Below are 24868 nucleotides of genomic sequence, written 5' to 3' on the forward strand. Positions count from 1 at the left end.
TCCTCCGGGGGGAGGGGGTGAGCCGAGGGTCAGGGTTCCTCCCGACGGTTCCCCGAGAGCGTCCCCGAAGGCTCTCGGGGAGAGTTCCCCAGGATTCCCCGGCGATGCCTCCGAGGCCCCCTCCGAGAATGCCTCCGAGGACGCCGCCGGGGATCCAAGGGTGTCCCGGACGGAGGCCGGTGGCGGTGGGTCACTTGATGATCGCGACCGGTGCGTCCACCTTGTTGCGATCGATGCGCAGCTTCCGGCCGCCGTGCGTCACATCGACGTTGCCCTTGTACTGGTGGATGCGGCGGTGCGGATTCCACGCGCTCTTGGCCAGCGTCGGCTCACCGTACAGCGACGGCTTCCCCTTCCAGCGCGCGAACCACATGGCGGAGGGCAGGTCGTGGACCCCGGCCCGGCGGGCCTGCTCCAGATGGCGCACCCCGGACTCGGCGCTGCTGTAGAAGCCGGGGAAGAAGCCGCGCGAGCGGACCTCGCGGTTCCAGCCGCGGATGAAGGAGAGCGTCTTGGCGGCGCAGCTCGTCTTCGTCAGGTCGTACGCCTCCATGTCGAGGTAGAGCGCGCTGCGCTTCTTCAGGGAGAGCGCCTTGGCGCGCGCGACCGCGTCCTTGCCCTCCGCGCGCCCCTGGGAGAAGGGCTTGCTGCCGATCGGCACATGCTTCTTGTTGGCGCTGCGGACGCAGGGGGCCTGGGATCCGACGAAGATGGGCAGCACCCGCCACTTCATGCTCTTGACGCCGCGCATCCAGGAGACGGTGAGATTGGGCTGGCTCGCACAGGCCCGGCCGCGGCCGCCGTAGTAGACGCCGACGGCGCGGTAGCGGGAGCTGTTCCACGCGCGCAGGGTGGCGAGGGACGGCGCGTGGCAGGTGTCGAAGGCCCAGCCCTGGAAGACCTTGGCGCCCAGGGGGCGGGGGTCGGGCAGGACCTCCGCCGAGGCGGCGGGGGTGGCACCGGCGACCGCGGTGGCCAGCGCCGCGGCCAGACCTGCGGTCCAGCCCGTGACCTGCCATCTGCTCTGCCTGCTGGGCCTGAGGGTCCTGCTGGGCCTGCTCTGCTCTCTTCGGGTCATATGACGAGTGAAGGTGGACCTCGGCGGCCCGATACCGCCGACACGCGCGCGGTTCAGCCGTCTGCGCCGAGGAGAAGCCCGGATGTCGGTACCCCGGTGCCCGCGGTGACCAGGGCGCGGGCGGCCCCCGGCACCTGATTGACGGAGCTGCCGCGGATCTGGCGGACGGCCTCGGCGATCCCGTTCATCCCGTGCAGATACGCCTCACCGAGCTGACCGCCGTGGGTATTGAGCGGCAGCGCGTCCTCGGCGACGAATCCGGCCGCCTCCCCGCGCCCGCAGAAGCCGAACTCCTCGAGCTGCATCAGTACGAAGGGCGTGAAGTGGTCGTAGAGGATGGCCACGTCGACGTCGGCCGGGGTCAGCCCGCTGCCGCGCCACAACTGCCGGGCGACCACCCCCATCTCGGGAAGGCCCGTCAGGTCGTCGCGGTAGAAGCTCGTCATCTGCTCCTGGCCGCGGCCCGCGCCCTGCGCCGCGGCCGTGATCACGGCGGGCGGACGCGGCAGGTCGCGCGCCCGCTCCACGCTGGTGACCACGAGCGCCTGGCCGCCGTCCGTCTCCTGACAGCAGTCGAGCAGCCGCAGCGGCTCGACGATCCAGCGGGAGGCGGCGTGATCGGCGAGGGTGATCGGCTTGCCGTGGAAGTACGCGGCCGGGTTGGTGGCCGCGTGGCGGCGGTCGGTGACGGCCACATGGCCGAAAACCTCGGGCGTCAGCCCATAGGCGTACAGATAGCGCTGGGCGGCCATGGCGACCCACGAGGCCGGGGTCAGCAGCCCGAAGGGCAGCGACCAGCCGAGCGCGGCGCCCTCCGCGGACGGCTCGCGGTGCTGTACGCCCGAGCCGAAGCGGCGCCCGGAGCGCTCGTTGAACGCGCGGTAGCAGACGACGACCTCGGCGACGCCGGTCGCGACGGCGAGCGCGGCCTGCTGCACGGTGGCGCAGGCCGCGCCCCCGCCGTAGTGGACGCGTGAGAAGAAGGTGAGATCGCCAATGCCGCACGCCTGCGCCACGGTGATCTCGGGGCTGGTGTCCATGGTGAAGGTGACCAGCCCGTCCACATCGGCCGGGGTGAGGCCCGCGTCGTCCAGGGCCGCCTGGACGGCCTCGACCGCCAGCTTCAGCTCGCTGCGGCCCGAGTCCTTGGAGAACTCGGTGGCGCCGATGCCGACGACGGCGGCCCGGCCGCCCAGCGTATCCGCCTTACGGGCGCTCATCGGGGGGTGTCCGGGGTGGTGGGGGTGTCGGTGATCGCCGGGCTGTCGGTGGTCCTCTTACGGGCGTCACCGGTTCCCGGGGCGTCGGTGGGGAGCTGCACGGTGACCTTGCCGGTCACGTGGTGGCCGATGCCGTTCCTGCCGGTGACGGCGACCTCCGCCGTACCCTCCGCGACCGCGGTGACCTGGCCGGTCAACACCATCTCATCGCCCGGGTAGTTGGGCGCCCCGAGCCGGATGGCGACCTTACGGAGGCGGGCCCGCGGCCCGAAGTGATCGGTGATGTACCGGCCGACCAGCCCATTCGTGGTGAGGATGTTCATGAAGATGTCCGGGGAACCCTTCTCCTTGGCCGCCTCGGCATCGTGGTGCACATCCTGGTAGTCCCGGGAGGCGAGGGCGCCGGCGACGATCAGGGTCCGGGTGATCGGGATACGCAGCGGGGGCAGCTCATCGCCCGTACGCACCGTCATGGGGCCGCCTCCTCGTCCGTACCGCCCGTCAGGTCCACCCGGTCCACCGGAGGGTCCGCCGGAGGGTTGTTCGCCTCGTCCGTCCCTCATGCCTCGGCGCCCCGGAACACGGGCAGCTCCAGCTCCTCGTCCACGCGCAGGAACTCCAGCTCGACGGGCATCCCGATGCGCACCTTGTCGTACGGCACTCCGGTGATGCCGCAGACCATCCGCACCCCTTCCGCGAGCTCGATCAGGCCCACCGCGTAGGGCGGGTCGAAGGCGGGGAAGGGCGGATGGTGCATGACCACATAGCTGAACACCGCGCCCGCGCCGGACGCCTCGACCGCCTCCCACCGCTGGGAACCGCACGCCCCACACCCCGGCAGCCAGGGGAAGCGCGGGGCGGCGCAGTCCAGGCAGCGCTGGATGAGCAGCCGATGCCGGGCGACGCCCTCCCAGAAGCCCGCGTTGTCGCGGTTGACGACGGGGCGAGGGCGACGGGGGCGGTCGGCCGCCCGCTCCGACTCCCGCTCCCGTGTGGGCTCCGGCTCCCGTTCCAGCTCCGCCTTCGACCGCGCGGGTGCGTACTTGAGGATGCGGAAGCGGTGGGTACCGGCCAGCTCCCCCTCCCCCGTACGGACGTTCATCCGGGTGGTGACGAAGTATCCGGTGCCCAGCTTGGTGGTCTTGCGCGGCGACACCGACTCGATGACCGCGTCGAAGGTGATCTCGTCGCCGGGGCGCAGCGGACGCACGTACTCCTGCTCGCAGTCGGTGGCGACCACCGAGCCGCAGCCCGCGTCGTCGAGCAACGCCAGCAGCTCGTCGTACGCCTCGGAGCGGGCCGAACCGCCGAGGTGCCCGGCCAGTCCGCCCATCGTCCACGCCTGCAGCATGGTCGGCGGGGCGATGCCCGGATAGGCGGGGCTGGTGTCGCCCATCGCCTCGCACCAGTGCCTGATCATGGGCTCGTTGACGGGGTCCTTGCCCGCGCCACCGCTCGCGGCCGTGCGCCCCTCGTACGCTCTCAGCCGTCCGTACAGCTCATCCAGCGCATTCAATTCATCCAGGTCGTGCAGCTCATCGCGCGTCATCGCTGCCCCTGCCGCATGTCTGCCGTAGAAAGCAATCTGACTATCCGTCAGGTGCGTCGGCGCCGTCAAGAACACCGAACCAGGCCGCTTCACCGCAAGGCCACCACGCACGATCGCGCGATGGCGTCGATACGCCACCGCGCGACCGCACGACCTCACCCGTCCCGTTCGCTCAATGAATCACCACAGCTCACTCGGATCGATCGGACATTGCCCCACCCCTGCGCTCCCTTGCGGGCACCCGCGATGGCGGCGACCTGCCCCCATGCGATCGGGCCAGAGCCCAGGAGCCGCGCCCCGCCCTGGACACGGAGAACGGCGGTGCGGTGAAGGTGCGGACGGAGCCCGTCCTTGTGTCCGCCATCTCGATTCCTCCGATCCTCCGACGCTCGGGAAGTGTCGCGGAAGCAGAGTTGCCCACCGATTCCCGGACGATGCGCACGGGCCAGGGGAATTACCCCGCAAGCATGATGAACCTGTTTTAAACGCCCGACACACCCTCGCTCCCCGCATCGCGCCGATGCGCCGGGTGCGGCGGGTGCAGCGGGTGCAGCGGGTGCAGCGGGTGCGGCGGGTGCGCCGGGTGCGGCGGGTGCGGCTCTGCGCCGGCACGGGGCACGCCACCCCGTCCCGCCGCGGGCTGGGCCTTACGAGGGAACCGGTTCCGCATAGTTTCGGCCATCCTCGGCGACATGCCGGACCCCCTTCCCATTACCGAACACTTGTCCGAAAATGGGTCACATGGCGAATCCCGCACTCGCCCATGTTCTTGCCCACGCCCTGACCGCCGCGGCCCACGGCTTCCGCGTGATCCCGCTGACCCGCGCGAAGCTGCCCGCCGTGCGCTCCCCTCACCACCACGACCCCGCGCCTCTGCCGTGCCGCGGCGAATGCGGCCGGCCGGGCCATGGAGTCCATGACGCGTCGGCGGACCCCGAGGCGATCCGCGCCCTGTTCGCCGCGGCCCCCTGGGCCACCGGCTACGGCATCGCCTGCGGACGCGCCCCCTACCACCTCATCGGCCTCGACCTCGATCTCAAAGGCGGAAGCCCGGGAAGACCCCGAGGAACCGGGGGAGCGAGCGCCACGGACGGCCGGGCCGGGACCAGGAAGCCCGGTGCAAGCGGTAAGGACGGCACCGGCGGCACGGACAGCACGGATGATTTGGCCGCGGACGGTCTCGCCGCCCTCGCCCGGCTGGCCCGCGAGCACGCCTTCGCCATCCCCCCTACGGTCACCGTGCTCACCCCGAGCGGCGGACGCCATCTCTGGTTGTGCGGCCCGCCCGGCCTCGCCGTCCCCAACTCCGCCGGACGCCTGGCCCCCGGCATCGACATCCGCGGGCTGGGCGGCTATCTGGTCGGCCCCGGCTCATACGGCTCGCACGGCAGCTACCGCCTCGCGCCGGGCTCCCCCGCCTGGGCCCCGGCGCCCGCCCCGGCCGCCCTGCTGCGCCTGCTCACGCCCCCGCGCCCGGCCCCGCACCGCTCGTACCGCCCAGGCCCGCCGTCCCCCGGGCCGCATCCCGCGGCCCTGGAGGGGCTCGTACGGTTCGTCCGTGCCTCACGGGAGGGCCAGCGCAACGTCCGCCTGTTCTGGGCCGCCTGCCGCGCCTACGAGACGGGCGCCGGGCCGGAGGTGGCCCCTGCCCTGATCGAGGCCGCGCTCGACACCGGTCTGGCCCCGCGCGAGGCCCGCGCCACCGTCGCCTCCGCGGCCCGCAGCGCCGCCCGCCACCTCCAGCCCCCGGACGCGTGGGCCTGAGGCATACGCCCGGGCCGGATGAACGGAGCAGTGGCGGCAGCCGTACGCCAGGACGCCAGAGGCGGCGCGATCCGGCGGTATACGGACGGTGAGCCGTGCGTTACGTGATCGAGGAGCACTATCGTGACCACGCGACGAGGCGCTCCGTACAGGAACCGAAAGGCGCAGGGACCGCACGGCGCGGTGACCAGGCGGCGCAGGAACCATGCCCGTTCGCCGGTGCTTCCGCCCCGAGGCGGACCGTGAAGGGATTCCCGCTCTCCCCGTGACCGGTGACCGGTGATCGGTGATCGGTGACTGGCGGCCGACCGACCGGTGACCGTCCGACCGCCTCCGGCGCACCGGTACCAAGGCGCGAGCAGGGGGAGCATTGCACGAGCTCTACGCACAGGGGTGGTTCGCGGACGTCGCGTTACCCATTGGCGTCTGCGCACTGGTCACCTGGATCTCGCTGGTCCACCGCTTCTCCGACAAGGGCCGCCTGCTGGGAACCGTAAGGTCCGCGGCGCTGTGCTGCGGCATCATCGCCTGCAGCTGCGCGGCGGCCCTGCTCACCATCGCCCTGCTGCTGCCGCACGCCGCCGACGTGCCACCCGCCGTGGCCGCTGCCGCCGCGGGCGGGGCCCTGGCGCCTCGCGTCCGTCAGCAGCAGAACCAGCAGTCCACGCCACCCTTCGTCGCCGTGATCACGCTGGGCATCGCGGTGCTGCTGAGCGAGCTGGAGCGACGGCTGGTCCACGACATGTACATCCACTGCCACCGGCTGGTCCGCGACTTCGAGAACGTGGCCCAACTGCGCATGTTCGCCTTCGAGGCCCGGCGCCACCTGCGCGGCTGCGCCGCCGCGGCCAAGGACAGGACGACGATCAACACCTTGTACGAGGAGGTGGACCAACTCCTGGACGACGCGACCAAGGTCGAGGCCGATATCGAGGCGAGGTGCCGGCAGCGGGAGGTCCAGGAGTTCCCGCCGGAGCTGCACACCCCGACCCGGGAGGAGGCGGAGGACCGCCGTCAGGCCCTGGCAATGGCCACGGACGCCTGCGCGCGCATGCTGGAATTCGGCTACCGCACCGGCAAGCGGAGCGGCGACCGCGAACTCACACGGCTCCGGGACGAGGCCCTGGCGGCGCGCCCCCTAGCCACGACAGGCACCCCGCACCCCTGACACGACGCGCCCCGACACGACGCCGCCGCAGACCACACCGTCCGTCAGCGACGCTCAGGGAGCGTAGACAAAGGCATCGGACCCATCGCCCAACCCCCGCGTCCGACGAGCCCCTTCCTCCTTGGGCTCCACAAAACTGATCTTGATGTCCAGATCCAGGGCCTCGGCCACGGCAGCGAGACTCCGCAGCGTCAGATTCTCGTCCCCGGAGAGTATTTGGCTCACCCGCCCCGGACTGACGTCCATGAGCCGGGCGAGGTCAGCACGGCTCATGTCGCGCTTCCCCAGCAATCCCGCGACCTCCACGGTGGCCTGACGCGCCAGCCGCGCCCCCGCACAGTCCGCGGCCTCCCCCTTCGAACCCTTGCCTTTCCACGGCACACTCATCACTCTCCCAGCGCATGGTGCCGACCGTTGGGCTTCACACCCCTCAGCGACAGGATCCCACCTTTAGCTACAACTAAAAGCCCACATCCCCCACCCCCGCCACCCAGCCCGCCCCCACCCACCCCTTCCCCCGGCCCTGACCTGCACCAACGCCCCACCCATAGCTTTTCGGCCAGATCCAACGCCGCCCACGGCCAGGGCCGCCGACGCCCCCCCTGGCTCGACCGGCCAACGATGTCGTCCGGTCGAGAGTCCCTGATCAGGACCCCGGGTGCAGATGGCCGCTGAGCGGGGCGGCGGACAGGAGCCGGCGGGTCGTCACGGGCCGCCAGCACGCGGCCCGCGCGAGCCGACCGCCTTGAAGGACGACGACGAGGAGCGACGTTAGGGTCTGCGGAGGGCCGAGGGGGCGAAGGGCATGGGCAGCATCGCGGGGGCCGTGGGCTCGCAGATTCTCAGCGCCGTGATTGCCGCTGTGCTCACCGGCATTGGTGGGCTGGTGCGTTGGTTCGTCATCAGACGGCTGCCCGCGCGCCGCACATGGCGATTTTCGGATGCGAGCCAACTCTCCGTCGCTCTGGACACCGGCTACATAGACACAGGTCGCTACCAACGCCCTGTCGCCGGTCTGGGACAGGTCCGAGCCCTGTCCCTGCTGATCCCCTCCCTTACCCACGCCTACCGGGACCTGGATCTGGAGAAGGTCCGGCTGTCAGCCCACGTGCCGGGCCATGAGATGGAGCACGACCTGCTTGTCCTCGGCGGGCCGAAGAACAACGAGGTTGCCCGCCGCCTCCTCACCGCCATGGGGGAGTCGCTGCCCTTCCGGCTGGGTGGAGGAGAGATCACCTGGGAGGGCACCGCCTACCAGGGGGAAGTCGCTGATGGCGTGGTCACGCGGGACTGCGGTTATGTCGTCCGGGCGTCGCACCCGCTCAACCCGAGCAGGCGTGTCGTGCTCCTCGGCGGCTGGTCCACCTACGGCACGGTGGCCGCCGCCCGTTGGCTGACGGACAAAGGCGCCGACCGCTCGCTCACCGCCGATGTCGCCGTACTCGTGGAGGCTTCAGTCCTACGCGACGGCCACGTGTCCACGCCGAACGTTCTACGCCAAGCAAGCCTGAATATGTGAGCTGCGGCGATTCGCTGAGGCACTCCCCTGGAGAGCCCCACAAGGCGCCGGGAACCACGCCCGGATTCTGGCCCACGCCTGGCCCACACGCGCTGGTCAACGGTGGGATTCCGGCGGCACAGCGTGAGACAGCGGACACGCAGAAGGGGTGCCCCTGAAGCAGGGGCACCCGTCGCTGACCTGCGCGGAGGCTGAGGGATTTGAACCCTCGATGACATCGCTGCCACGACGGTTTTCAAGATCTCTCGGCGATCATGCAGGCCGCTCGCTCTGCCGCAGGTCAGAGGGGTACGAGCGCCCCAGCGGAGCCGTCGTCATCATCGTCGTGCCCGCTACGTGCCCCAGGGGCGGGGTCGTGCCCGCTGAGCCAGGAGTCCCGTCCTATGTGGGTGTGTGAGTCGATGAGTTGGGTACGGCGATAGTTCTGTCCCTGATCACAGCAGGAGCAGTGGGGTTCGGTGGCCAATACCGCCCTGGAACGACGAGTACGAGTGGTGAGCAATCAGCATGACTGAACCTCCTGCCCCATCCGGCAAGTACATCTTCGGGCCCGCAGTTGCGGAAAAGCACACAGCACGGCAGGCAACTGGCTGTGTCGCCGTCGTGTGGGGCGTTTGCGGTCTGGGCGTCGGCGCGTACATCGGATGGAAGCTGTCGGCGCACCACCAGCTGTCGACCGCACTCCGCGCCGTGCTGACAGCGGCCTCAGCACTCGTCCTCGGTGGGGGCGCCGCGCTGATATCCGGCCTGGTGGCGGGGCGCGGAACGGAGGACAAGCGGGTGGCACAGCTCCGTGCGGAGTACGGAGTCGGGGAGAGCGACAGCGATCCGCAAGGGGACGCCGAGCGATGATCAACCGCGGAGGACCGCGCTGCTCGGGCCCGGCTTCGTAACTGCCGTGGGGCAGAGTTCGGATGGCCTCCCGACGACATCATCTACGTGCACGTACTCTCCGAGGTCGGGCTGTCATGCTGCGGTGCACATCGGAACCGGTGATCCCCCGCACTGCGGCGGCCCTGCCAGCGGCAGGAGCGGACAGCAAGATCACCGGCCCATGTCCCCAAATTGGTCAGCACCCGGGGCAGCAGCAGCCTAGCCCGATGCCAGCAGCCCGACAGCCGGTTTTCCGCAGCCTCACGTCTCGTCCAACCATTCGTCTGCGGCAGCGGCCACCTGGTCATCGCGTCCGGCGACCGGTCGGGCGTAGTGCCGGGTGGTCACGCTCGCGTTCGAGTGGCCGAGCCGGTGAGCGGCGGTCATGACGCCGTACCGGTCGGCGACCCACGTGCCGTGTGAGGCCCGCAAATCGTGTGGGGTCACGTCGGTCAGCCCGGCCGCCGACACAGCGGGATCGAAGTACGCCTTGCGCCACTGGTTGTAGCGGAGCGGCTTGCCTCCGGGTGTCGTGAACAGGAGCGCGTCATCTCCGCCGGGCAGGTTCTCCAGGTGCCGACCGAGCCGCTTCGCGAGCGACGGGCCGACTCGCAGGAGCCGCTTTTGATGAGACTTCGGCGTGTCGAAGACCAAGACGCCATTGGCCTCCGCCAGGTTCTCATCGACCAGGACGAAGCCGCCGGGCACGTCGATGTCCACGCGGCGGAGGGCGAACGCCTCGCCGACGCGCAGTCCCGCGTACGCGAGGAGCGCGATCAACAAGTCATGCGGCTTGTCGGCACTCCGTACGATCCGGGAGGCTTCGAGCGGCGTGAGGATGTGCGGCTCGGTCTGCGGCATCCGAGGCAGCTTCACGCCCCGGCACGGCGTCTGCGAGATCATGTCGTTGTCGACAGCCGCCCGCATGATCTGCGACAGGACCCGGTACGCCTGCCGGATACGCGAAGCGCTGAGCCCCTTGGTCTTCATCGCGCCGACCCACTCAGCGATCGTGATCGGCCGGAGGGTCGACAGCTCGCGGTCCCCGAGCGCCGGATTGATCAGCGAGTTGATCAGCGACCGGTACGACGCTTGAGTCTTGTGCTTGAGCTGCGGCGAGACGGCAGCGAGCCAGCGGGCCGCCCAGTCGCGCACGGTCGTCTGCCCCTCAGCAGGATCGAGCCAGCGGCCCTCTTCGATCTCGATGCGCTTCCGCATCAGCCAGCGGTCAGCATCCGTCGACGTCGCGAAGGTGCGATCTGCCGGACGCAGGACGCCGTCAGGTCCCGGATACCGAGCTTGAAACCGGCCGGAGGGCAGCTTGCGGACGCGTCCGAAGTCCCGGCGGGACTTGCGCTTGCCAGCCATCAGGCAGCCCCCCTGAGCCCTGTAGACCGCAGGGTGATCGGCTCCACGGTGTTGGCGCCCACGAACGCTTCTACGGCGCTTTCAGGTATGCGGACGTGCCGACCGACCTTGACGAAGGTGATGCGGCGTTCCTCGATGAGGCGGCGGGGGAAGCGGACGCCCGTACCGAGCAGCTCCGCGACCTCGTACACGGTGAGGAGTCGGTCCATGGTCACCACTCCCCCTCGTTCGCCAGGGCCTCACGAGCTGTCTCGCGGTTGAGTTGCAGGCCGCGGTGGATGGTGGCGGCGAGGGCAGATTCGCCGGGGGTGTGGCCGTGTCCGGCGTACTGCCAGTCGGCCAAGACGAGAACGGTGTCCGGCTCAACGTCCTCCAGGCCGAGGGCAGCGGTCTCCTGGGCGGCCCGGTAGTCGGCGCGTGCCTGGCGCAGGGCGCCCAGGGTGGTGGAGTAGCGGCGGGACTTGGAGGAGAAGTGGCCCCGGAAGCCGAGCATGTGCGCCCAGGCCCACAGGCGCCGGTCGGGGTAGAGCGGGTCGAGCCGCTTGCACGCTTCGATCAGGCGACGGGTGTGGTCGGGGACCTGGTGACGGTCGAGTTCGGAGAGTTCGCCGATGCGGCGGTCCAGGGTGCCGGTGGTCTCGGCGGCCTTGGTGGCGTACTTGGCAACGTAGGAGGCGACGGCCTGTTCGGTGATGTCCGAGCCGTCCCCGAACGCCTTCACGGGCCGGACGTCGAGCTGGGCACCCCAGCGGAAGGTACGTGCGGGCTGGTCCTCGGCGGCCGGAAGTGAGACAGAGGTGTAGGCGTGCGTGGCAGCGGCGCGGATGGCATCGGTGAGGAGCTGCACGGTGGCCCAGGACGGCGGTGGTGTGTTGGGTCCATCGGGTCCGTCGAGGCGGATGACGGCGTGGAAGTGGATGGCACCGCGCTTCTGGAACTCGGCGACCTTGCCGTACGAGAGGCGGGCGCGCTCCTTCAGCTCTCTCTGGGTGATGCCGGCACGGGCGGCGATCTCACGGCGTAGGCGGTTGGTGAAGCGCTGCCAGAGCTGTCCCGCGTGGTTGTTGAACAGCACGGCGCCCGCGTAGTCGTAGGTGGCCGGATCGAGGGCGGTGCCCAGCTCCGGTGCGTCTGGAGCGTGGTGGGTGCCGCAGCGGCAGGCGCCACGGTCGGGGCGGTTGTGGACCGGGCCGAAGGAGGGGGCGGTAAGGGTGGCGAAGACGCGGGGGTGGTCGCGAACGGTGGCACGGATGTCTCGGCGGTCGTCACCGGCCAGGCCCGCGCGGATGAGGTGGTAGGTGTCGCCCGCGTAGGTCCAGGCGCAGGCCGGGCAGCGGGAGGCACGGCGGTTGCCGCAGGCGACGCGGAGGCGTCCGCCAGGCTCGTCAGCGGTGGTGTAGTGGTGCAGCGTGGCGCCGGTGGTCTTGTCCTTGTGGGTCACCCAGCCGCGCAGGTGGACGGGGTCGGCGCAGCCGCCGGTGCGGCGTATCTGGTCTTCCCAGCGGGTGTAGTCGGAGGCCGAAGCCACCCTCAGCAGGTCACCGAGGGTGGTCGGGTCGAGCAGGTCAGACACGGGCGCCCTCCCGATTGCGGCGGGTGGTGCAGGTGCCGGTGCCGTGGCAGGCCGGGCAGTCGGCGGTGATGGTGTGGAGGTGTCCGCGGTGGTTGCGTCCGCCGGTGGTGATGGCGGCGGAGGCGAAGCCGTCGCAGCTCGAGCAACTGCGGGGCGTCGGGCTGGTGCGCTGCGTCATGCTGGGACTTCCTTCCGGTTCAGTGGATCGGACAGGGACGGCGCCCGGGCGGCGGATGCTTGGCGGTATCGGAGCCGCCCGGGGGGCCGGTTCAGCGGCGCTTGGCTTCGGAGGCGAGCAGGGAGCGCAGGACGACGGCGCAAACAGCGACCGAAACACCGGTCACGGCAACGGCCAGGAGCATGGAGACCAGCACGGCGCCGATGACCAGGACCACGGCCGTGCCGCCGCCGACGAGGGCGATCGCGGTGCCGGGGGTGAGCTGCACGACCGGACGGGTAGAGGCCGGGACGTTGGATGTCGACGGCGGGGCTGGAGTGCCAGGGGTGATGGTGGTCGGGGTCTGCGGGGTGACCAGACCGGTGGGCTGAGGCATGGTCGGGTGCTTGGGCCGGAGCATGGGTGGTTCTCCTTCCTGGGTTACTTGACGGTGGTATCGGCGACGGAGGCCAAGCCGCTCTCGGCGAGGAGGTAGCCGCCGAGGAGGAGTACGGCGATGAGCCACCAAGGCGGACGGACGAGCTTGATGCCGAGCCAGCCGACGACGATCAGGGCGAGCCAGAGCGGGACGTCCATGGCGGAACCTCCGGTCAGTTGATGCGGCAGCGGTGAGTACGGGCGGCGAGCTGGGCGGCGGACTGGCTGGAGTAGTCGGCGGACCAGCCGCAGCGGTCGGCGGTGCACACGGCGGCGTGCACGGTGCGGCCGTTCCGGTCGCGGTGGGTACCGATCTGCACCGGGCCGATCCGCATCACGGAGTGGAAGTGGTCGCGGGCGGGCATCTCAGTCGGTCTCCGTTCGTGTGGTCGTCGGGTCGGGGAAGCTGGCGCGGATACCGGCAGCGGTGGCCAGGTCGGGGGTGCGTTGGGCGGCCTCCTCAGCGAGCAGGTGGGCAAGGAAGGGCCGGTCGGCAGCGGCCATCTCGCGGGCGCCGTCGAGGTAGTCGGCAGCGGTCAGGTCAGCCGGGTCACGGGTCATGAGACGTCGCTTCCTTTCGGGGTCAGGCGAGCTGGGCCGCGATGGCATCGGCGAGCTGGCGCGGGACGCCGAGGCGGGCGCGGAGGGTGTCGGTGTCGATCGGGGCCCCGGTGCGGGCGTGGTGGTCGTCGGCGACCTTGCGGGCGTGGTCGACCAGCGCGGCTGGAACGGGGACGGCGGGAGCAGCGGGCGGGGCCGGGGTGGGCTGAGGCTCGGGGGCGGGAGGCGCGGCGCGTTCCTCGACGTCGGCCACCGGCGCGAGTGCGGATTCGGGCTTCTGCTCGTCCTCGACGGCCGGGGGCTGGGGTGTCGCGTCGGGGTGCGCCGACGCTTCCGGCTCCGTGTGAGTGGTGGTGTGGGCAAGGAGGGTGCCGCCCATGAAGGCGAGGGCAGGCCAAGCGGCGACGAGGATGCGCAGCCAGGCAGGGACGTGACGCATGTCGAGGAGTCCGGCGGTGGCGACGTTGGCGCCGAGGGAAGCGGCCAAGGCGATGAGGAACCAGCACCAGGCCAGTCGGGTGGGCCCGCCGGTGCGCAGTCGATGCCAAGCGGCGACCAGGAGCAGGTCGACGCTGATCGGGTAGGCCCAGGCTTTCCAGCCGTCCTGTCCGGCAGCGGCGGCCAGATCGTGCAGATGGGCGAAGGACAGCGCCCCGGCTATGACCGCCTGGACCAGAACGGCGTCGACACGCGGGCGGGCCATCACGGGTTCCTTCCTGTCGTCAGGCATGGGAGGGGTAGGGACCTGGCGCGAAGACGGTCACGCCGACCGGAGAAGAGGGTGAGGTCAGGCGGTGGCGGGGGCTGTCTTGGACAGCCGATCCCGGGCCGAGGGCACCGCTTCGATGGCGGGGCGGAAAGCCGCCAAGGCTGGCACGTCAGGGGTGCGGTGGGCGTGCTTGTTGCAGATGTTCACGGCCTCGCGCAGCGAGATGTGCGGGGCGCGGATGCGGTGCCATCCGCCAGTCGAATCGCCCGCGATGGCCAGGCCGCGGGTCTCGGCCGGGATCTGGACCGCTGCCAGCACGGCGTCGGGTGCGATGTCACCGAAGGCCATGTTGGCGGACGTTTCGTCGTTGACGCGGTGGGCGGTGCGGCCGGTGAGCTGGGCGCGGAGCATGGTGATGCCCTTTCCGAGTTCGGAGCCGAAGCGCTGCCCGCAGATCTCCAGGTAGATGCCGGCCGCGCGGCCGAGCTGGGCGAGGCGGACCAGGGCGGTGATGATCCGGTCCCGGCGCTTCTCCTCATCCTTGGTGGCGTACAGGGCGAGTTCGGCGACCTCGTCGACCAGGACCACGACCGGTACCGGCCGGATGTCCTCGGGCAGGTCCCAGACGTCGGCGGCGATCTTCGCATCCGGCACGGCGACGCTGATCCGTTGCTCGGCCCGGATGAGCTGGTACACCTCCTCCATGTGCGTCACCAGCGCCTCCAACAACTCCAGCGCGATATCGGGGTTGTCGGCGAGCGCGGAGAACCGGCGGGCCAGTGGGAACAGCTCCACGCCCTGCTTGCAGTCGATGCCGACCAAGGCGACATGGTGCGGGGCGAGCCCGGCGACCAGGTTGCGCTGGTAGACGGACTTGCCGGACTCCGTAGCCCCGAGGGTCAGCCCGTGTGGGACCGCGCGGTAGTCGCGGTAGTGCACCGAGCCGTCCTCGCGCAGGGCGACCGGGATGCGCATCGGCCGGGTATCGAGCCGAGCAGGCATCTGCACCCGCTTGAGCACGTCGTAGCCGGTCATCCGCACCTCCACCACACCCGAGCGGATCTCACGGGAGGTGACCCCGTACAGGCCGAAGGAGTGGCGGAGCCGGTCAGTGGTGGCGGCGACGTCGAAGGCGTCCTGTCCGGGCCTGAGCTTGAGCCGTAGTACCAGGCCAGTGCGGGTCGGGCTCAGACGCAGGATGCGCGGCGGGCGGGGGCCTGGCACCTCCCGGCCAGCCATCCGAGCCAGGGTCAGGCGCCAGCGGGCGGGCGGAACGGTCAGCCCGCAGGCATCCATGACCGAGGCGTAGCGGACCATGACCCGCACGGTGGCGAAAGTGACGCCGATGGAGAGCCAGTACCAGGCGGGGCGCCGCCACCGCAGGAGACCCGCGGCAGCAGCGACCACCACCACAGCGACCATGAACCAGGTCATGATCAGGCCGCCGTCGCGCCCGAGGCGGCGAGCGAGGTGACCGCGACGGCGCGGAAGGCGATCCCGTGCCGCTTCTGACCGTTGAACTCGTTCTCCCACGGCCGGGCGATCAGGCCCGTGAGCGCGACCGGGGTGCCCATGACCAGGTCACCGGAGATACCGGTCTCCGGGACGGCGATGGACAGGATCTCGACGTCGTCGTTGGCCGCGAACATCACGTCCACGGTCATCAGCTTCACACCGTCCGCGTCCAAGGCGATCTCACCGGTACGGCGATCACGAACCTTCGGCTGGGCGGGCTTGGCGACCATCACGGTCGCGGCGGACGTGTCGACGGGAATCTGACGCATGATAGAGGTCCCTTCAGGGGTGGGAGCGGCGTACTTGCTTGGCGGTGGGTCGCCGCTCCTGAACGTTGATTGAATGCCGCAGCAAACCTGCGGAGTGTTCGCGCTTCCAACTGGTGCGCACCAGAAGGTTGCATCTGGTGCGCACCAGATGTCAAGCATCGCCGTTGGCCCGAGCTCTCAACTCGCCTGACTGCGACAGTTCCAGGGAAGCGCCCCGAGCAACGATCCGGTAGCCAACAGGGGTTAACAGCAGACCCGTTAACCCCTGCCGACCTGGGCCGATGTAAGGCATGCTGCTGTTACGGCTCAACACCCGAACGCGGAGCGGCAGTACGCGATGAGTGGACTCAAAGCAGCGAGGACGGCACGGGCATGGTCGCAAGAGCGTCTTGTGCGGGAGATCGAACGTCATGCGCGCCAGCACATGCTCACCGTCGCCTCAACCGCGAGTTTGCGAGTGTACGTCTCGGAGTGGGAGAACGGCCGACGGACGATCTCCAGCCACTACGCCAAGATCCTCCGCGCGCTGCTCGGCATCACTGACGATGAACTGGTCGGCAGATCACAGTCGCCGCTGGCACTCGCCACGGCCGACGGGTACGACGAGCTGATAGGCCGGATCGACGAGGCCAAGAACGTCAGCCTGACGATGGTCAAGACGTTCATGGACCAGACCGAACTGCTCCGGACCGTTGACCGGCAGATGGGCGCCGCCACTCTGGTCGACCAGATGACTGCACACCTGACACGACTGGAAGACGCCCTGACCTTCGCGGTACTCCCAGAGACCCGACGCCCGGTAGCCCTGGCTCTGGCCGGAGCAGCCACCCTGGCGGCCTGGCAGGCCCTTGACGTCGGAGCCGTGGAACGGGCCTGGCGTCACTACGAGCTGGGGAAGCGTGCCGCCCAGGAGGCCGAGGAGCCCATGTACCTCGCGCACGCCACCGCCGAACAGGCATACGTGCTCTGCGACGCCGGACGTCCTGAGATGGCGGTGCATCTGGTCCGAGATGCGCAACGGCTCGGCGGAAAGGGCACGTCTCCGCGCCTCAGGGCTTGGTTGTACGCAGCCGAGGCGGAGATCTGCGCCCGAGCTGGGCTTCAGAACGAGTGTCGACAGGCTCTTGAGCTTGCGATGCGACACCTGCCCGCAGGAGAAGACGCCCGCGATCCGGACATGCTGAGCATCTTCCTGAATGAAGGCCACCTCACCAGGTGGCGCGGGAACGCCCTCGCCCTGATTGGCGACGCCGAGGCAGTGGACAGCCTGTACGCCGCGCTGGAGACGACCGACCCCACGTTCATCAGGTCCTCGGCGGGGCTCCACTGCGACTTGGCCCAAGCCCACATGGCCCGCGGCGAGCACGACCAGGCGCAGAAGCACCTACGGCAAGCCCAACTGGTGGCAAGCCGGACCAGGTCAGTACGTCACAGGCGCCGGATCGAGCAGCTCACGCAGCGCTTGTAGGCGACGCACCGGCACCCCGCGAGGCGAGCACGTGAAGGAGGGCGACCAAGGTGCCGGACCCCATCAGCTCACCACGAGCCATCAGACCGGGGATGTCGGACAGAGGCACCCAGGCGATATGACCGGCCTCTTCCAGATCGGTCGGCTCACCGACGAGCTTCGCCCCATGACCGACGAAGATCTCGTGCGGCGAGTCGACCATGCCGACCATGGGCTGGTACGTGACCACGTGCTGCAAGGCGTCCGGCCGCCAGCCGGTCTCTTCCTCGACTTCACGCAAGGCGGTCTGAAGGGGTTCCTCCCCCGGATCGACGATGCCGCCCGGCAGCTCCCAGCCGAAGGCATCAGGGACGAAGCGGTACCGCCACATCATGAGCACCCGGTCCTGGTCATCGATCACGGCGGCGATGGCCACATGGTGAAGCTTGACGACATGGTGCTCAAAGCGCTTCACGCCGGGCGGTTCCACGTCGACGAGGCTCAGCTTCACCCAGGGGTTGTCATACAGCGTCCGCTCACCATGGATCTGCCAGGGCTCGAGGTCCGCCGGCGCCTCGGTGGTCACTGACCGATCCGGCACCCGGTAGGAGCTACGGCCGTGCACCTCGACGACGCCCTCAGCAAGGAGCTTGGCCAGCACCTGGCGCAGGGCCGTACGGCCGATCTCCAGATCCTCAGACAGGGTCCGCTCGGACGGGAGCTTGGAACCTGGCGAGTACTTGCCCGTAGCGATCCACTCGCGAATCGTGCGGTAGACCCGCTCCGACTTCGGTCCCATCCGGTCAGCACGCTCCTGCGGTCCTGTTATGTCGGCCGCCACAACTCTAGCCGTGCCTACTCACGTGAGTAGGCACGGACCGACCAAGACGATCAACCAGTGTCGGGTCCCAGCTGATGCTTGACGTTCTGGTCCCAGGTGTTGCTTGACGGTGGGCCTAGACAACGTAGGGAGCCCCGTGGGGCTTGTTCGCTTTCACGTTACGGACCGGGACGTCGGTCGTCCGCTGGATCACCCGGACCTGGCCGTCCAGCTCGACGCTGATCGTGGAGTCAGAGACGTGGACGGTCACGGTCTGCCCTGCGTAGGGCCGACCAAGGGAGACGACCTGGCGACAGACCATGACGGTGCCCACCGCGCTGACCCGCCGCTGCACACGCACAGGCTCGACGCCCGGCCTCGGCGGCGGTCCGGCCGGACGCAGGCCCCGCAGCCTGCGGACTTCCTCACGGGGCAGCGGGTTGGGCCGCACCCGCAACAGCTCCCGCGAGGACGGATCGAAGAACGACAGCGTCTCCTCGTCAATCCGGATACCCACCTGGCGGCCGCCAAGGATCTCCGCCGCCAGCACCTGGTGCCCGCCCAGACCCACCAGGCCACTGTTGTTCACCACCCGGTCCACCTCGAACGCCACCCCGTCACCGACCGGAAGCGGGGCCGGCCCGCCCGGACGCCCGCCCCGGGCCGCCAACCGTCCCAGATCCGCCACCGACAGGTGCGAACGCACACTCTTGATCCGTGCTCCCGCGATCAGCAGATGGATCACCGAGGTGTCGGCCCAGAAGGTCACCGTCAGTCCTGAGCGGGCCGGTCCGAGCCAGAACTGCTTGCCCGCGACCTGCAGATTCCCACTCGCAGGCACCACCCGCTCGAACTCCACCGGCCCACCGGGCTCCACCGGCACCACTGCCGGGACCACTGCCGGGACCACCTCAGGCGGACCGGCATGAACAGCCGACGCTTCGGTTGGGACCGGATCCGCAGGAGGTATCCGCTGCTGCGGCACCAGCGCAAGCACTCCGGGGATCTTCAGACCCAGGACGTCCCGCTCCTGCTCGGAAACCGAGGCGAACAGGTCTCCCGGAGACTGCATGTCCAGCGCCTGATGCGGCCGCACGCAGTTGTATTCCTCCACCCACGCATCCAGTGCCGCCTGAGCCGCCTCGATGCTCTCGAACGCCCCGCAGTCATCCAGGAGTTCGCGCCGCAGCGTCTGATGGAACCGCTCAACCTTGCCCGTCGTGGTCGGCGAGGCCGGCTGGGTGAGACGGTGCGCGATCCCGTTCTCCCGGCAGATCCGGTCGAACAGCACCTCACCGCCCTGCCCGAACCGGTCGGTGAACTGCTTGCCGTTGTCCGTCAGCACCTCCTCCGGCACCCCGAACACCCGCAGAGCGCCCACAAACGCCGCACAGACCGCCCGCCCGGTCGCCCGCTCGACCACCTTGGCGATCACGCAGTACCGGGAGTGATCGTCCACACCCGTCACGATCTTCGCCTCGGTCAGCTCACCGGTGACCGGGTTGACGAGCATCACGCCGCCGACGATGTCCATCTGCCACAACTGCATCGCACGGTCCCGCTGCCAACGCTTGTAATCCGACCGCTTCCGGCGCCGGACTCCAGGTTCCACCAGCCCATGACGGACCAGGATCCGATAGACGGTCATTCGTGACGGCACCGGGCTCACTGCCCCGGACCGCTCCAGCACATGAGCGATCCGCCGCGGACCCCACCTCGGGTGCTTGCGCCGCAGCTCACACACCGCCGCCTCCACCTCCGCAGAGGCCTGATGCGGACACGACACCGGCCTACGGGAACGGTCCGCCAACCCGGCCAGCCCCGAAGCCTCATACCTCGACTTCCAGCCGCTGACCGTCTGCCGGGACACCCCAAGCGACGCGGCGACCTCGGTCACCGTCGCACCCGCCAGCACGGCCAGGACAGCCCGGTATCTCTGCTCGACAACCGACAACTCCACCAGCGCCAATCCCGGCCTCCTGCCACGCGCCGCAACGACGCGCACAGAAAAGCCGATCACGGCCACTGTCAACCATCAGCTGGGACCGAACTGTCAAGCATCTACCGGGACCGGACAAAGACGATCAACCAGAGCGCGGTAGAACTTTCCCTACTCGATCAAGGCGGCTCGCCCTGCTCGCCGCGCGCGGCCCGGCCCCCGGCCGGGCCTGCGCTCCTGTCTCCGCCCCGCTCCAGCCCGGCCGGCGCCCGTGCCGTGCTCAGAACAGTCAGCCACCTGATGCCAGAGAAGAGGTACATCGTGGCTGGGGCGGTCGGCTCCACGGCTTTACGGAGCCACTTTGGCGCGAGCCTCGAAGATCATGGCCCCAACGTCGTGCTTTACCGGGCAGTTCCACAGACTGCCCGACGCGCCGGAAGCTTACGGGGCCATGATCACTCGCGCCAAAGCAGCGCCACCCCAAAGCCGCTACGCCGACCTCCACCCTCGCGAACATAAGCCTGGCCGGGGCGAAGTCCGGGACCTATTCGTTCTCCTTGAGCCAATAGCTTTCATCCATCATAGGATCGGGGACCAGTAGATTTTCTTCGATCCTCACCTGCGTGGTCTCCATACGCCATTCTTCAAATGCTTCGCGAGCATCATTGAGAGCGTTGCACTGCTCAGCAGAGAGATAAAACCGGAAAGATTTCACGGCGTCCCAGAGCCGGTTAACCCGTTCCAGCTCGGGAGGACGCTGTGGCACCAGAGCAAGGTAAGCGGCCACAGCCCCATTAACTTCGCTTTTCAAAACACGACAGTGAAGATGTGGCAAAACGTCAATCCCGCCATCAGCACTGTATACCACCACGATAGTTGCTGCTCGGCCGCTACCAAGATAGCGCACTGAGTTATTAAGTCGACTTCCCCGAGCAGGATCGCCTTCACCCTTGGCTACACCGTCAAGGATCACACCGATCGCATGACAATTTCCCTCAGGGTCAAGCAGTACAGCGCCATCCATGTCCGTGAGCTGTGTAAGCAAGCTCGGTGAGAGCAGAGACGGCTCGACCGCCCACGACTGGGGAGACAGTCGCTTTGCTTCCCCTTCTGCATCTGCAGAGATTACAAGCATCGCACCATGTCGGTGTTTACCGATGGCACGAGCCGCCTGCACCAAAACGTCGCCATCCGATGCAGTAAAGAGCCGATCGCATAGGTCAAGGAGGTATCTCTCATCGAGTACATGCTGAGGCAAACTTGGGATTCCGTCACGGACAGCGAGCAAAGCTGTGCCAGCATGCGACAACTCCCAGTAACCCCGCCTCAAGAACCTAACGTTGAAGACTGACTCGGTAGTAGGGTCGTAGTCAGAGCGTACTGTTCCGAGCCCGTAAATTCTCTCTCCATCCGAAAGCACGTCAGCGGTTGGCCCACCTCCTTCCAGTAATTTACGGATAGCAAGTGTATTGCGACTGTCGACTGGACTGGCTAACTTCACACTTACATCAATAGCTGGATTATCCGCTTGAGCCAACACCAAGCGTCCGGCACCTTCACGACCTTCATACGGCAGCGCCGAAAGCTGATTCATGAGCAAGTGAAAGTCACTCGCAAACCAATAATGGATGCAATACATCATAGTGCGCAACATATGTTCTGTAGCTGTTCGCACAATCTCACCTGTACTGGCACCCAAGACACTCAAACCAGAACCAGCCTCCGGCAAATACAAAGCTTTCGCCGCTCGCCCGAGAATCTCCCAGATAACTGCATGAACGAGTGATTGAAGCACTGGCATTCGATCACTCATAGTTGTGGAAATCTGCGGCACGCGAGCAACCGCCTGCTTGTCGGTTCCAATAATTACGTGCACATCATAGTCACCGACTTGCACAGAGTTACTAGCGAAAAAGATTCGCTCGGATTGCCCTTCCAATGACCCTAGGGTTTCTTCGAGAGCCTCTGCCCGCATCCGGTTCATTAGAGACTCCTGGCGGAGCTTGCGCATCCTCGGATGGCTATACAGAACGCTGCTCTCAGGATTATTTCTGTACTTCTCAACCGCGAGCCGCTGCACGTCAGAGAAATCCTCTGTCTTATAGAGGCCATCTCCCTGCTCTACACAAATCGGAAACCTGTGTCCGTCAGTCACTTCAAATCCGACGAGAATGCAGCGAACATAGGCCTTAAACCCGATCTCCTCAAAAGCGCGCTCCACCTCGAATTCGACCGAAGATCGAAAGCTATGCTGGAAGCCCCACATGAATTGTTCGATGACGCGCTCGCTCATGGCACCCCCCTATTTGCCGCCCACAAAAGGACTCGTGTGGTTGAAGCCATCAGCCGCAAAGGCTGAGTCAGCACTGCTATAGCGAACAGGAGACCATTCAGAAAACCGCAACTCACCATCCGTGCGACGATCAGTGAAGTATGCGCCTTCCAGCCCCTCCCCAAGCCGCGCACCGATATAAACCTCAGCGGCTCCCTTGTGGCGCTCGCTGCGGTCCCGCACACCAGGCCGAGGGGTATTGACGTACTGCCAACTCAACCGCCAACGGCCGTCGGGATCATGAATGAGCTTGGCGTGCTCAGAAATCGACTTCGACTCTCCGGTGAAGAGCGTTACCGTCCACTTGGACGCCGACTGTGAGACATAAATAGCCGTAGGAATCGGTGGCACGTTCGAACCATCCGGGTGCACGTAAGAAGAGACCAGCTCACCACGCCACGTTCCGGAAATCAACGGCACCCCCGTAAAGTACCGCACAACTTTCCACTTCCAGATGAATCGCTCCCACAAGGCGAACGCTAGGGCAGCGATCGTTCCGGCAATGGAGTAGATGCGTAGTGGTACTTGCGAGAAACCCTGGCCAGAGAGCAGCGCGAGCACTAGCCACACTAGTGCTGCGATACCGATACCAACGCGAGCCTTAATGTTCTCCACTACTTGAGCCCCAGATTCTGCCAAGTCTCCAATGCGAGGGTGTGAGCGTCGTCCATGGACCACTTCTGTCCCGGGCCGAACAGGGGCTTGATACCGTTCGGCTCGTACCAATCCTTAGCGAGGCCGTCAGGTTTCGTCTGGCTCCAAATATGGGCGACCACCGCTGTAATGTCGTCAGTCAACGGTGTAAGTCCGCCGTGATTGAAACGGCCATTAGGCACGCAGTAGACGAGACACTCCATGAAGTAGCTCGGCAAAGCCTCAATTTTTCCCGCAGCAACTAGGTCATTCTCCACACGCTTTAGAATGCGCACCATGCGCTTGTAACGGCGACCCGTGCCTCGCTCGTTCTTCTCCACCCCGTTGTCATACTGCTGTTCGGGATAGTTGATTACCCACTCGCCGTTTGTGCGTCGCGTTGTGGTGCCCTCGAAGTATCGAACTCTTCCCTGAGCATCGTAGTAGTACTTCCGATGCTCAAAGGACGGCACGACGTCAGCTTTCACGCGACCTCCGTTTTCGGCAATCTCGATGGCCGTAGAACCTGACGTATCACAGTCACTGCCATATGCGCTGCGCATGGCTGCCTCAAGCTCCGCACGGAAAGCAGCTCCCTCGTAGCGCTTGCCGGTGACGGGATGTCGCACGATCTTGTCCGAAGGACGCAACGCGTCATCGTTTAGATAATGGAATCCCTTATGGATTACAGCAATATCGACGTCACTGTCGGCGCGGACATTGGTGTTGTTCTTATACGATCCCTTCGGCAAGAATCTGATCCCGACACCGTCAAATCCACTCCAACCTTCGACGGCCTTACGCACCATGCGCTCAGCTCGGTCTTGCTTCTCTTGTTCGGTATCACTGGACGGCGCCGTGTAGCGTCCCAGCTTGTCTTCCAGTGCTGTCATAGCAACTCCCCGTTCTTACGTTCTTGCGCAGCCTGTGCTGCGGCCGTGTCTCGGGCCCGGAGGCTCAGGTCACGGCATGCAACAAGCTAGCCTCCAGCACTGACAGTTGCTCACGCTCCGTTAGGCGAGCTGCACGCCGCCGCGACCATTCGTGTTCACTTCTGTCCCTTCTTGGTGGTCTGCATCTCCCGATCCAGCACCCACGCGAACACCACGGATCCCCAGGGAAACGTCCAGCTTGGGTAAGGTCACTTGTACGCTCGGCGACGGCTCGGTTGCGTGCAGTTGCATGATCTGCGGTTACCGCGACCAGACAGGCAGTCCCAAATACTCATCTAGCTGCTACCGCAATCGCCGTACCAAACATCAGCCGTGAAGCCATTGGTCGGTTGGCTCAGATCCAGGTGCAACACATGTCCGTGCTGTTGGACGAGGGCGCGGTACGTCTACGCGGGAGACCAGCCAGCCATCACGGACCTGGTCGCCGAGACAGTCACTGACCGATCCGGCTAGAACTACGGATCAGAAGGTTGTGCCCATGGCCCCCACGGCCGCACCGCAAGCGCACCAGATCGAACGGGGAACAGCGGGGTCTCACGGTGGAGGCGGCCAGGCTCACGGGGACCGCTCAGCATGCATTTGCCCAAGTCAGCGCGTAAACCGTCCCCCAATGATCGCAGTTTCCCAATTTCTGAGAGCGCGAGTTCGGTTCTCGCCACCCGCTCCACGCGGAACCCCCAGGCCACAGGCCCGGGGCACTTCCATGAGTACACACCCTGGCCGCTGCTACTGACATCCACACAGGCATCGCCCTGAGCAGGTCCACAACCGGCAGCAGCGACACCATCGGCTTCGCGCAAGCACTAGCTGCCGCATCCACCCGTTCGAGAAACCAGTCCACCCGAGGTGGTGCCGGCGCCTCCGCCCAACCTGCGGGCCAACTCGCACCCTACTTTCGGCCAACTCGACGCTGTCGAGCGTAGGGAAAACTGGAGATGGGTATCGATATCGATCCGCGGAGGACCGATAGGCGGATCTGGGGG

At 67.4% G+C, this 24868-nt stretch carries 26 protein-coding genes; 5 read left to right on the top strand and 21 right to left on the bottom strand.

The window, feature by feature from the left end; genetic code table 11:
• Positions 1-190 precede the first annotated feature (190 nt).
• The 4 genes from BLV72_RS16165 to BLV72_RS16180 form a co-directional block, all read right to left on the bottom strand.
• Entirely contained in the window at positions 191-1078 is an 888-nt protein-coding gene (locus tag BLV72_RS16165) for a DUF1906 domain-containing protein (RefSeq protein WP_093463046.1), read from the bottom strand.
• 53 nt (positions 1079-1131) lie between these two features.
• Entirely contained in the window at positions 1132-2298 is a 1167-nt protein-coding gene (locus tag BLV72_RS16170; protein ID WP_093463048.1) for a lipid-transfer protein, read from the bottom strand.
• Positions 2295-2771, bottom strand: a complete 477-nt coding sequence (locus tag BLV72_RS16175; RefSeq protein WP_093463050.1) for a MaoC family dehydratase — start codon at positions 2769-2771, stop codon at positions 2295-2297. Before BLV72_RS16175 ends, BLV72_RS16170 begins: the two co-directional genes overlap by 4 nt.
• Before the next feature lie 86 nt (positions 2772-2857).
• Positions 2858-3847, bottom strand: coding sequence for a bifunctional MaoC family dehydratase N-terminal/OB-fold nucleic acid binding domain-containing protein (locus BLV72_RS16180; protein WP_208905641.1), 990 nt, complete (start codon positions 3845-3847; stop codon positions 2858-2860).
• A 741-nt stretch (positions 3848-4588) separates the two neighbouring features.
• On the opposite strand from BLV72_RS16180, the gene BLV72_RS16185 reads away from it, so the two are divergent.
• Complete coding sequence (locus BLV72_RS16185; RefSeq protein WP_093463052.1) at positions 4589-5611, top strand: bifunctional DNA primase/polymerase; 1023 nt, start codon at positions 4589-4591, stop codon at positions 5609-5611.
• A 370-nt stretch (positions 5612-5981) separates the two neighbouring features.
• Positions 5982-6779: a hypothetical protein gene (locus tag BLV72_RS16190; RefSeq protein ID WP_093463053.1), complete on the top strand. Its 798-nt coding sequence runs from the start codon at positions 5982-5984 to the stop codon at positions 6777-6779.
• A 54-nt stretch (positions 6780-6833) separates the two neighbouring features.
• Here BLV72_RS16190 and BLV72_RS16195 read toward each other — a convergent pair whose 3' ends face one another.
• A complete protein-coding gene (locus BLV72_RS16195; protein WP_244320785.1) occupies positions 6834-7166 on the bottom strand; it encodes a helix-turn-helix domain-containing protein in 333 nt (110 codons plus the stop codon).
• Between the two features lie 418 nt (positions 7167-7584).
• On the opposite strand from BLV72_RS16195, the gene BLV72_RS16200 reads away from it, so the two are divergent.
• On the top strand, positions 7585-8298 hold the full coding sequence (locus tag BLV72_RS16200) for a hypothetical protein (RefSeq protein ID WP_093463055.1): 714 nt from the start codon (positions 7585-7587) through the stop codon (positions 8296-8298).
• Between the two features lie 507 nt (positions 8299-8805).
• A complete protein-coding gene (locus BLV72_RS16205) occupies positions 8806-9150 on the top strand; it encodes a hypothetical protein (protein WP_143059778.1) in 345 nt (114 codons plus the stop codon).
• A gap of 282 nt (positions 9151-9432) precedes the next feature.
• Here the strand turns inward: BLV72_RS16205 and BLV72_RS16210 are convergent, their stop codons facing one another.
• From BLV72_RS16210 to BLV72_RS16260, 11 genes are all read right to left on the bottom strand, one after another.
• Positions 9433-10539 carry a tyrosine-type recombinase/integrase gene (locus BLV72_RS16210; protein ID WP_093463056.1) on the bottom strand — a complete coding sequence of 369 codons (1107 nt, stop codon included), beginning with the start codon at positions 10537-10539 and terminating at the stop codon, positions 9433-9435.
• On the bottom strand, positions 10539-10748 hold the full coding sequence (locus tag BLV72_RS16215; protein WP_093470380.1) for a helix-turn-helix domain-containing protein: 210 nt from the start codon (positions 10746-10748) through the stop codon (positions 10539-10541). Before BLV72_RS16215 ends, BLV72_RS16210 begins: the two co-directional genes overlap by 1 nt.
• A gap of 2 nt (positions 10749-10750) precedes the next feature.
• Positions 10751-12112, bottom strand: coding sequence for a replication initiator protein RepSA (gene repSA / locus BLV72_RS16220; RefSeq protein WP_208905642.1), 1362 nt, complete (start codon positions 12110-12112; stop codon positions 10751-10753).
• Positions 12105-12290 (bottom strand): hypothetical protein, encoded by a 186-nt coding sequence (locus BLV72_RS16225; protein WP_093463059.1) that lies wholly within the window; start codon positions 12288-12290, stop codon positions 12105-12107. Before BLV72_RS16225 ends, repSA begins: the two co-directional genes overlap by 8 nt.
• 91 nt (positions 12291-12381) lie before the next feature.
• The gene (locus BLV72_RS16230) at positions 12382-12690 is read right to left on the bottom strand and encodes a SpdD-like protein (RefSeq protein WP_093463061.1); all 309 of its coding nucleotides are present in this window, start codon (positions 12688-12690) and stop codon (positions 12382-12384) included.
• A 20-nt stretch (positions 12691-12710) separates the two neighbouring features.
• A complete protein-coding gene (locus BLV72_RS16235) occupies positions 12711-12866 on the bottom strand; it encodes a hypothetical protein (RefSeq protein ID WP_093463062.1) in 156 nt (51 codons plus the stop codon).
• Between the two features lie 14 nt (positions 12867-12880).
• Positions 12881-13072, bottom strand: a complete 192-nt coding sequence (locus tag BLV72_RS16240) for a mobile element transfer protein (protein WP_060953032.1) — start codon at positions 13070-13072, stop codon at positions 12881-12883.
• Between the two features lies 1 nt (position 13073).
• Positions 13074-13268, bottom strand: coding sequence for a hypothetical protein (locus tag BLV72_RS16245; RefSeq protein WP_093463064.1), 195 nt, complete (start codon positions 13266-13268; stop codon positions 13074-13076).
• Between the two features lie 22 nt (positions 13269-13290).
• Positions 13291-13971, bottom strand: a complete 681-nt coding sequence (locus tag BLV72_RS16250; protein WP_093463066.1) for a DUF2637 domain-containing protein — start codon at positions 13969-13971, stop codon at positions 13291-13293.
• 84 nt (positions 13972-14055) lie between these two features.
• Positions 14056-15411: an FtsK/SpoIIIE domain-containing protein gene (locus BLV72_RS16255; RefSeq protein ID WP_093463068.1), complete on the bottom strand. Its 1356-nt coding sequence runs from the start codon at positions 15409-15411 to the stop codon at positions 14056-14058.
• 2 nt (positions 15412-15413) lie between these two features.
• On the bottom strand, positions 15414-15761 hold the full coding sequence (locus tag BLV72_RS16260) for an SCO3933 family regulatory protein (protein ID WP_093463070.1): 348 nt from the start codon (positions 15759-15761) through the stop codon (positions 15414-15416).
• 424 nt (positions 15762-16185) lie between these two features.
• Here BLV72_RS16260 and BLV72_RS16265 point away from each other — a divergent pair, with 424 nt between their 5' ends.
• Entirely contained in the window at positions 16186-17229 is a 1044-nt protein-coding gene (locus tag BLV72_RS16265; RefSeq protein WP_208906035.1) for an NsdA family TPR-like regulatory protein, read from the top strand.
• Here BLV72_RS16265 and BLV72_RS16270 read toward each other — a convergent pair.
• The 5 genes from BLV72_RS16270 to BLV72_RS47320 all read right to left on the bottom strand — a co-directional run bounded on the left by BLV72_RS16270 (position 17213) and on the right by BLV72_RS47320 (position 23825).
• Positions 17213-18007, bottom strand: a complete 795-nt coding sequence (locus BLV72_RS16270) for an NUDIX domain-containing protein (protein ID WP_093463072.1) — start codon at positions 18005-18007, stop codon at positions 17213-17215. The genes BLV72_RS16265 and BLV72_RS16270 overlap by 17 nt on opposite strands.
• Positions 18008-18164: 157 nt before the next feature.
• On the bottom strand, positions 18165-19982 hold the full coding sequence (locus BLV72_RS16275) for an IS481 family transposase (RefSeq protein ID WP_425288520.1): 1818 nt from the start codon (positions 19980-19982) through the stop codon (positions 18165-18167).
• 529 nt (positions 19983-20511) lie between these two features.
• Complete coding sequence (locus tag BLV72_RS16280; protein WP_093463076.1) at positions 20512-22260, bottom strand: anti-phage protein; 1749 nt, start codon at positions 22258-22260, stop codon at positions 20512-20514.
• Between the two features lie 9 nt (positions 22261-22269).
• Positions 22270-22914: a Cap15 family cyclic dinucleotide receptor domain-containing protein gene (locus BLV72_RS16285; protein WP_093463078.1), complete on the bottom strand. Its 645-nt coding sequence runs from the start codon at positions 22912-22914 to the stop codon at positions 22270-22272.
• A complete protein-coding gene (locus BLV72_RS47320; protein ID WP_143059779.1) occupies positions 22914-23825 on the bottom strand; it encodes a nucleotidyltransferase domain-containing protein in 912 nt (303 codons plus the stop codon). The genes BLV72_RS16285 and BLV72_RS47320 overlap by 1 nt, the downstream gene beginning before the upstream one ends.
• Positions 23826-24868: the final 1043 nt, after the last annotated feature.

The organism is Streptomyces melanosporofaciens (genome assembly GCF_900105695.1).
GTDB classification, from domain to species: Bacteria; Actinomycetota; Actinomycetes; order Streptomycetales; family Streptomycetaceae; genus Streptomyces; species Streptomyces antimycoticus.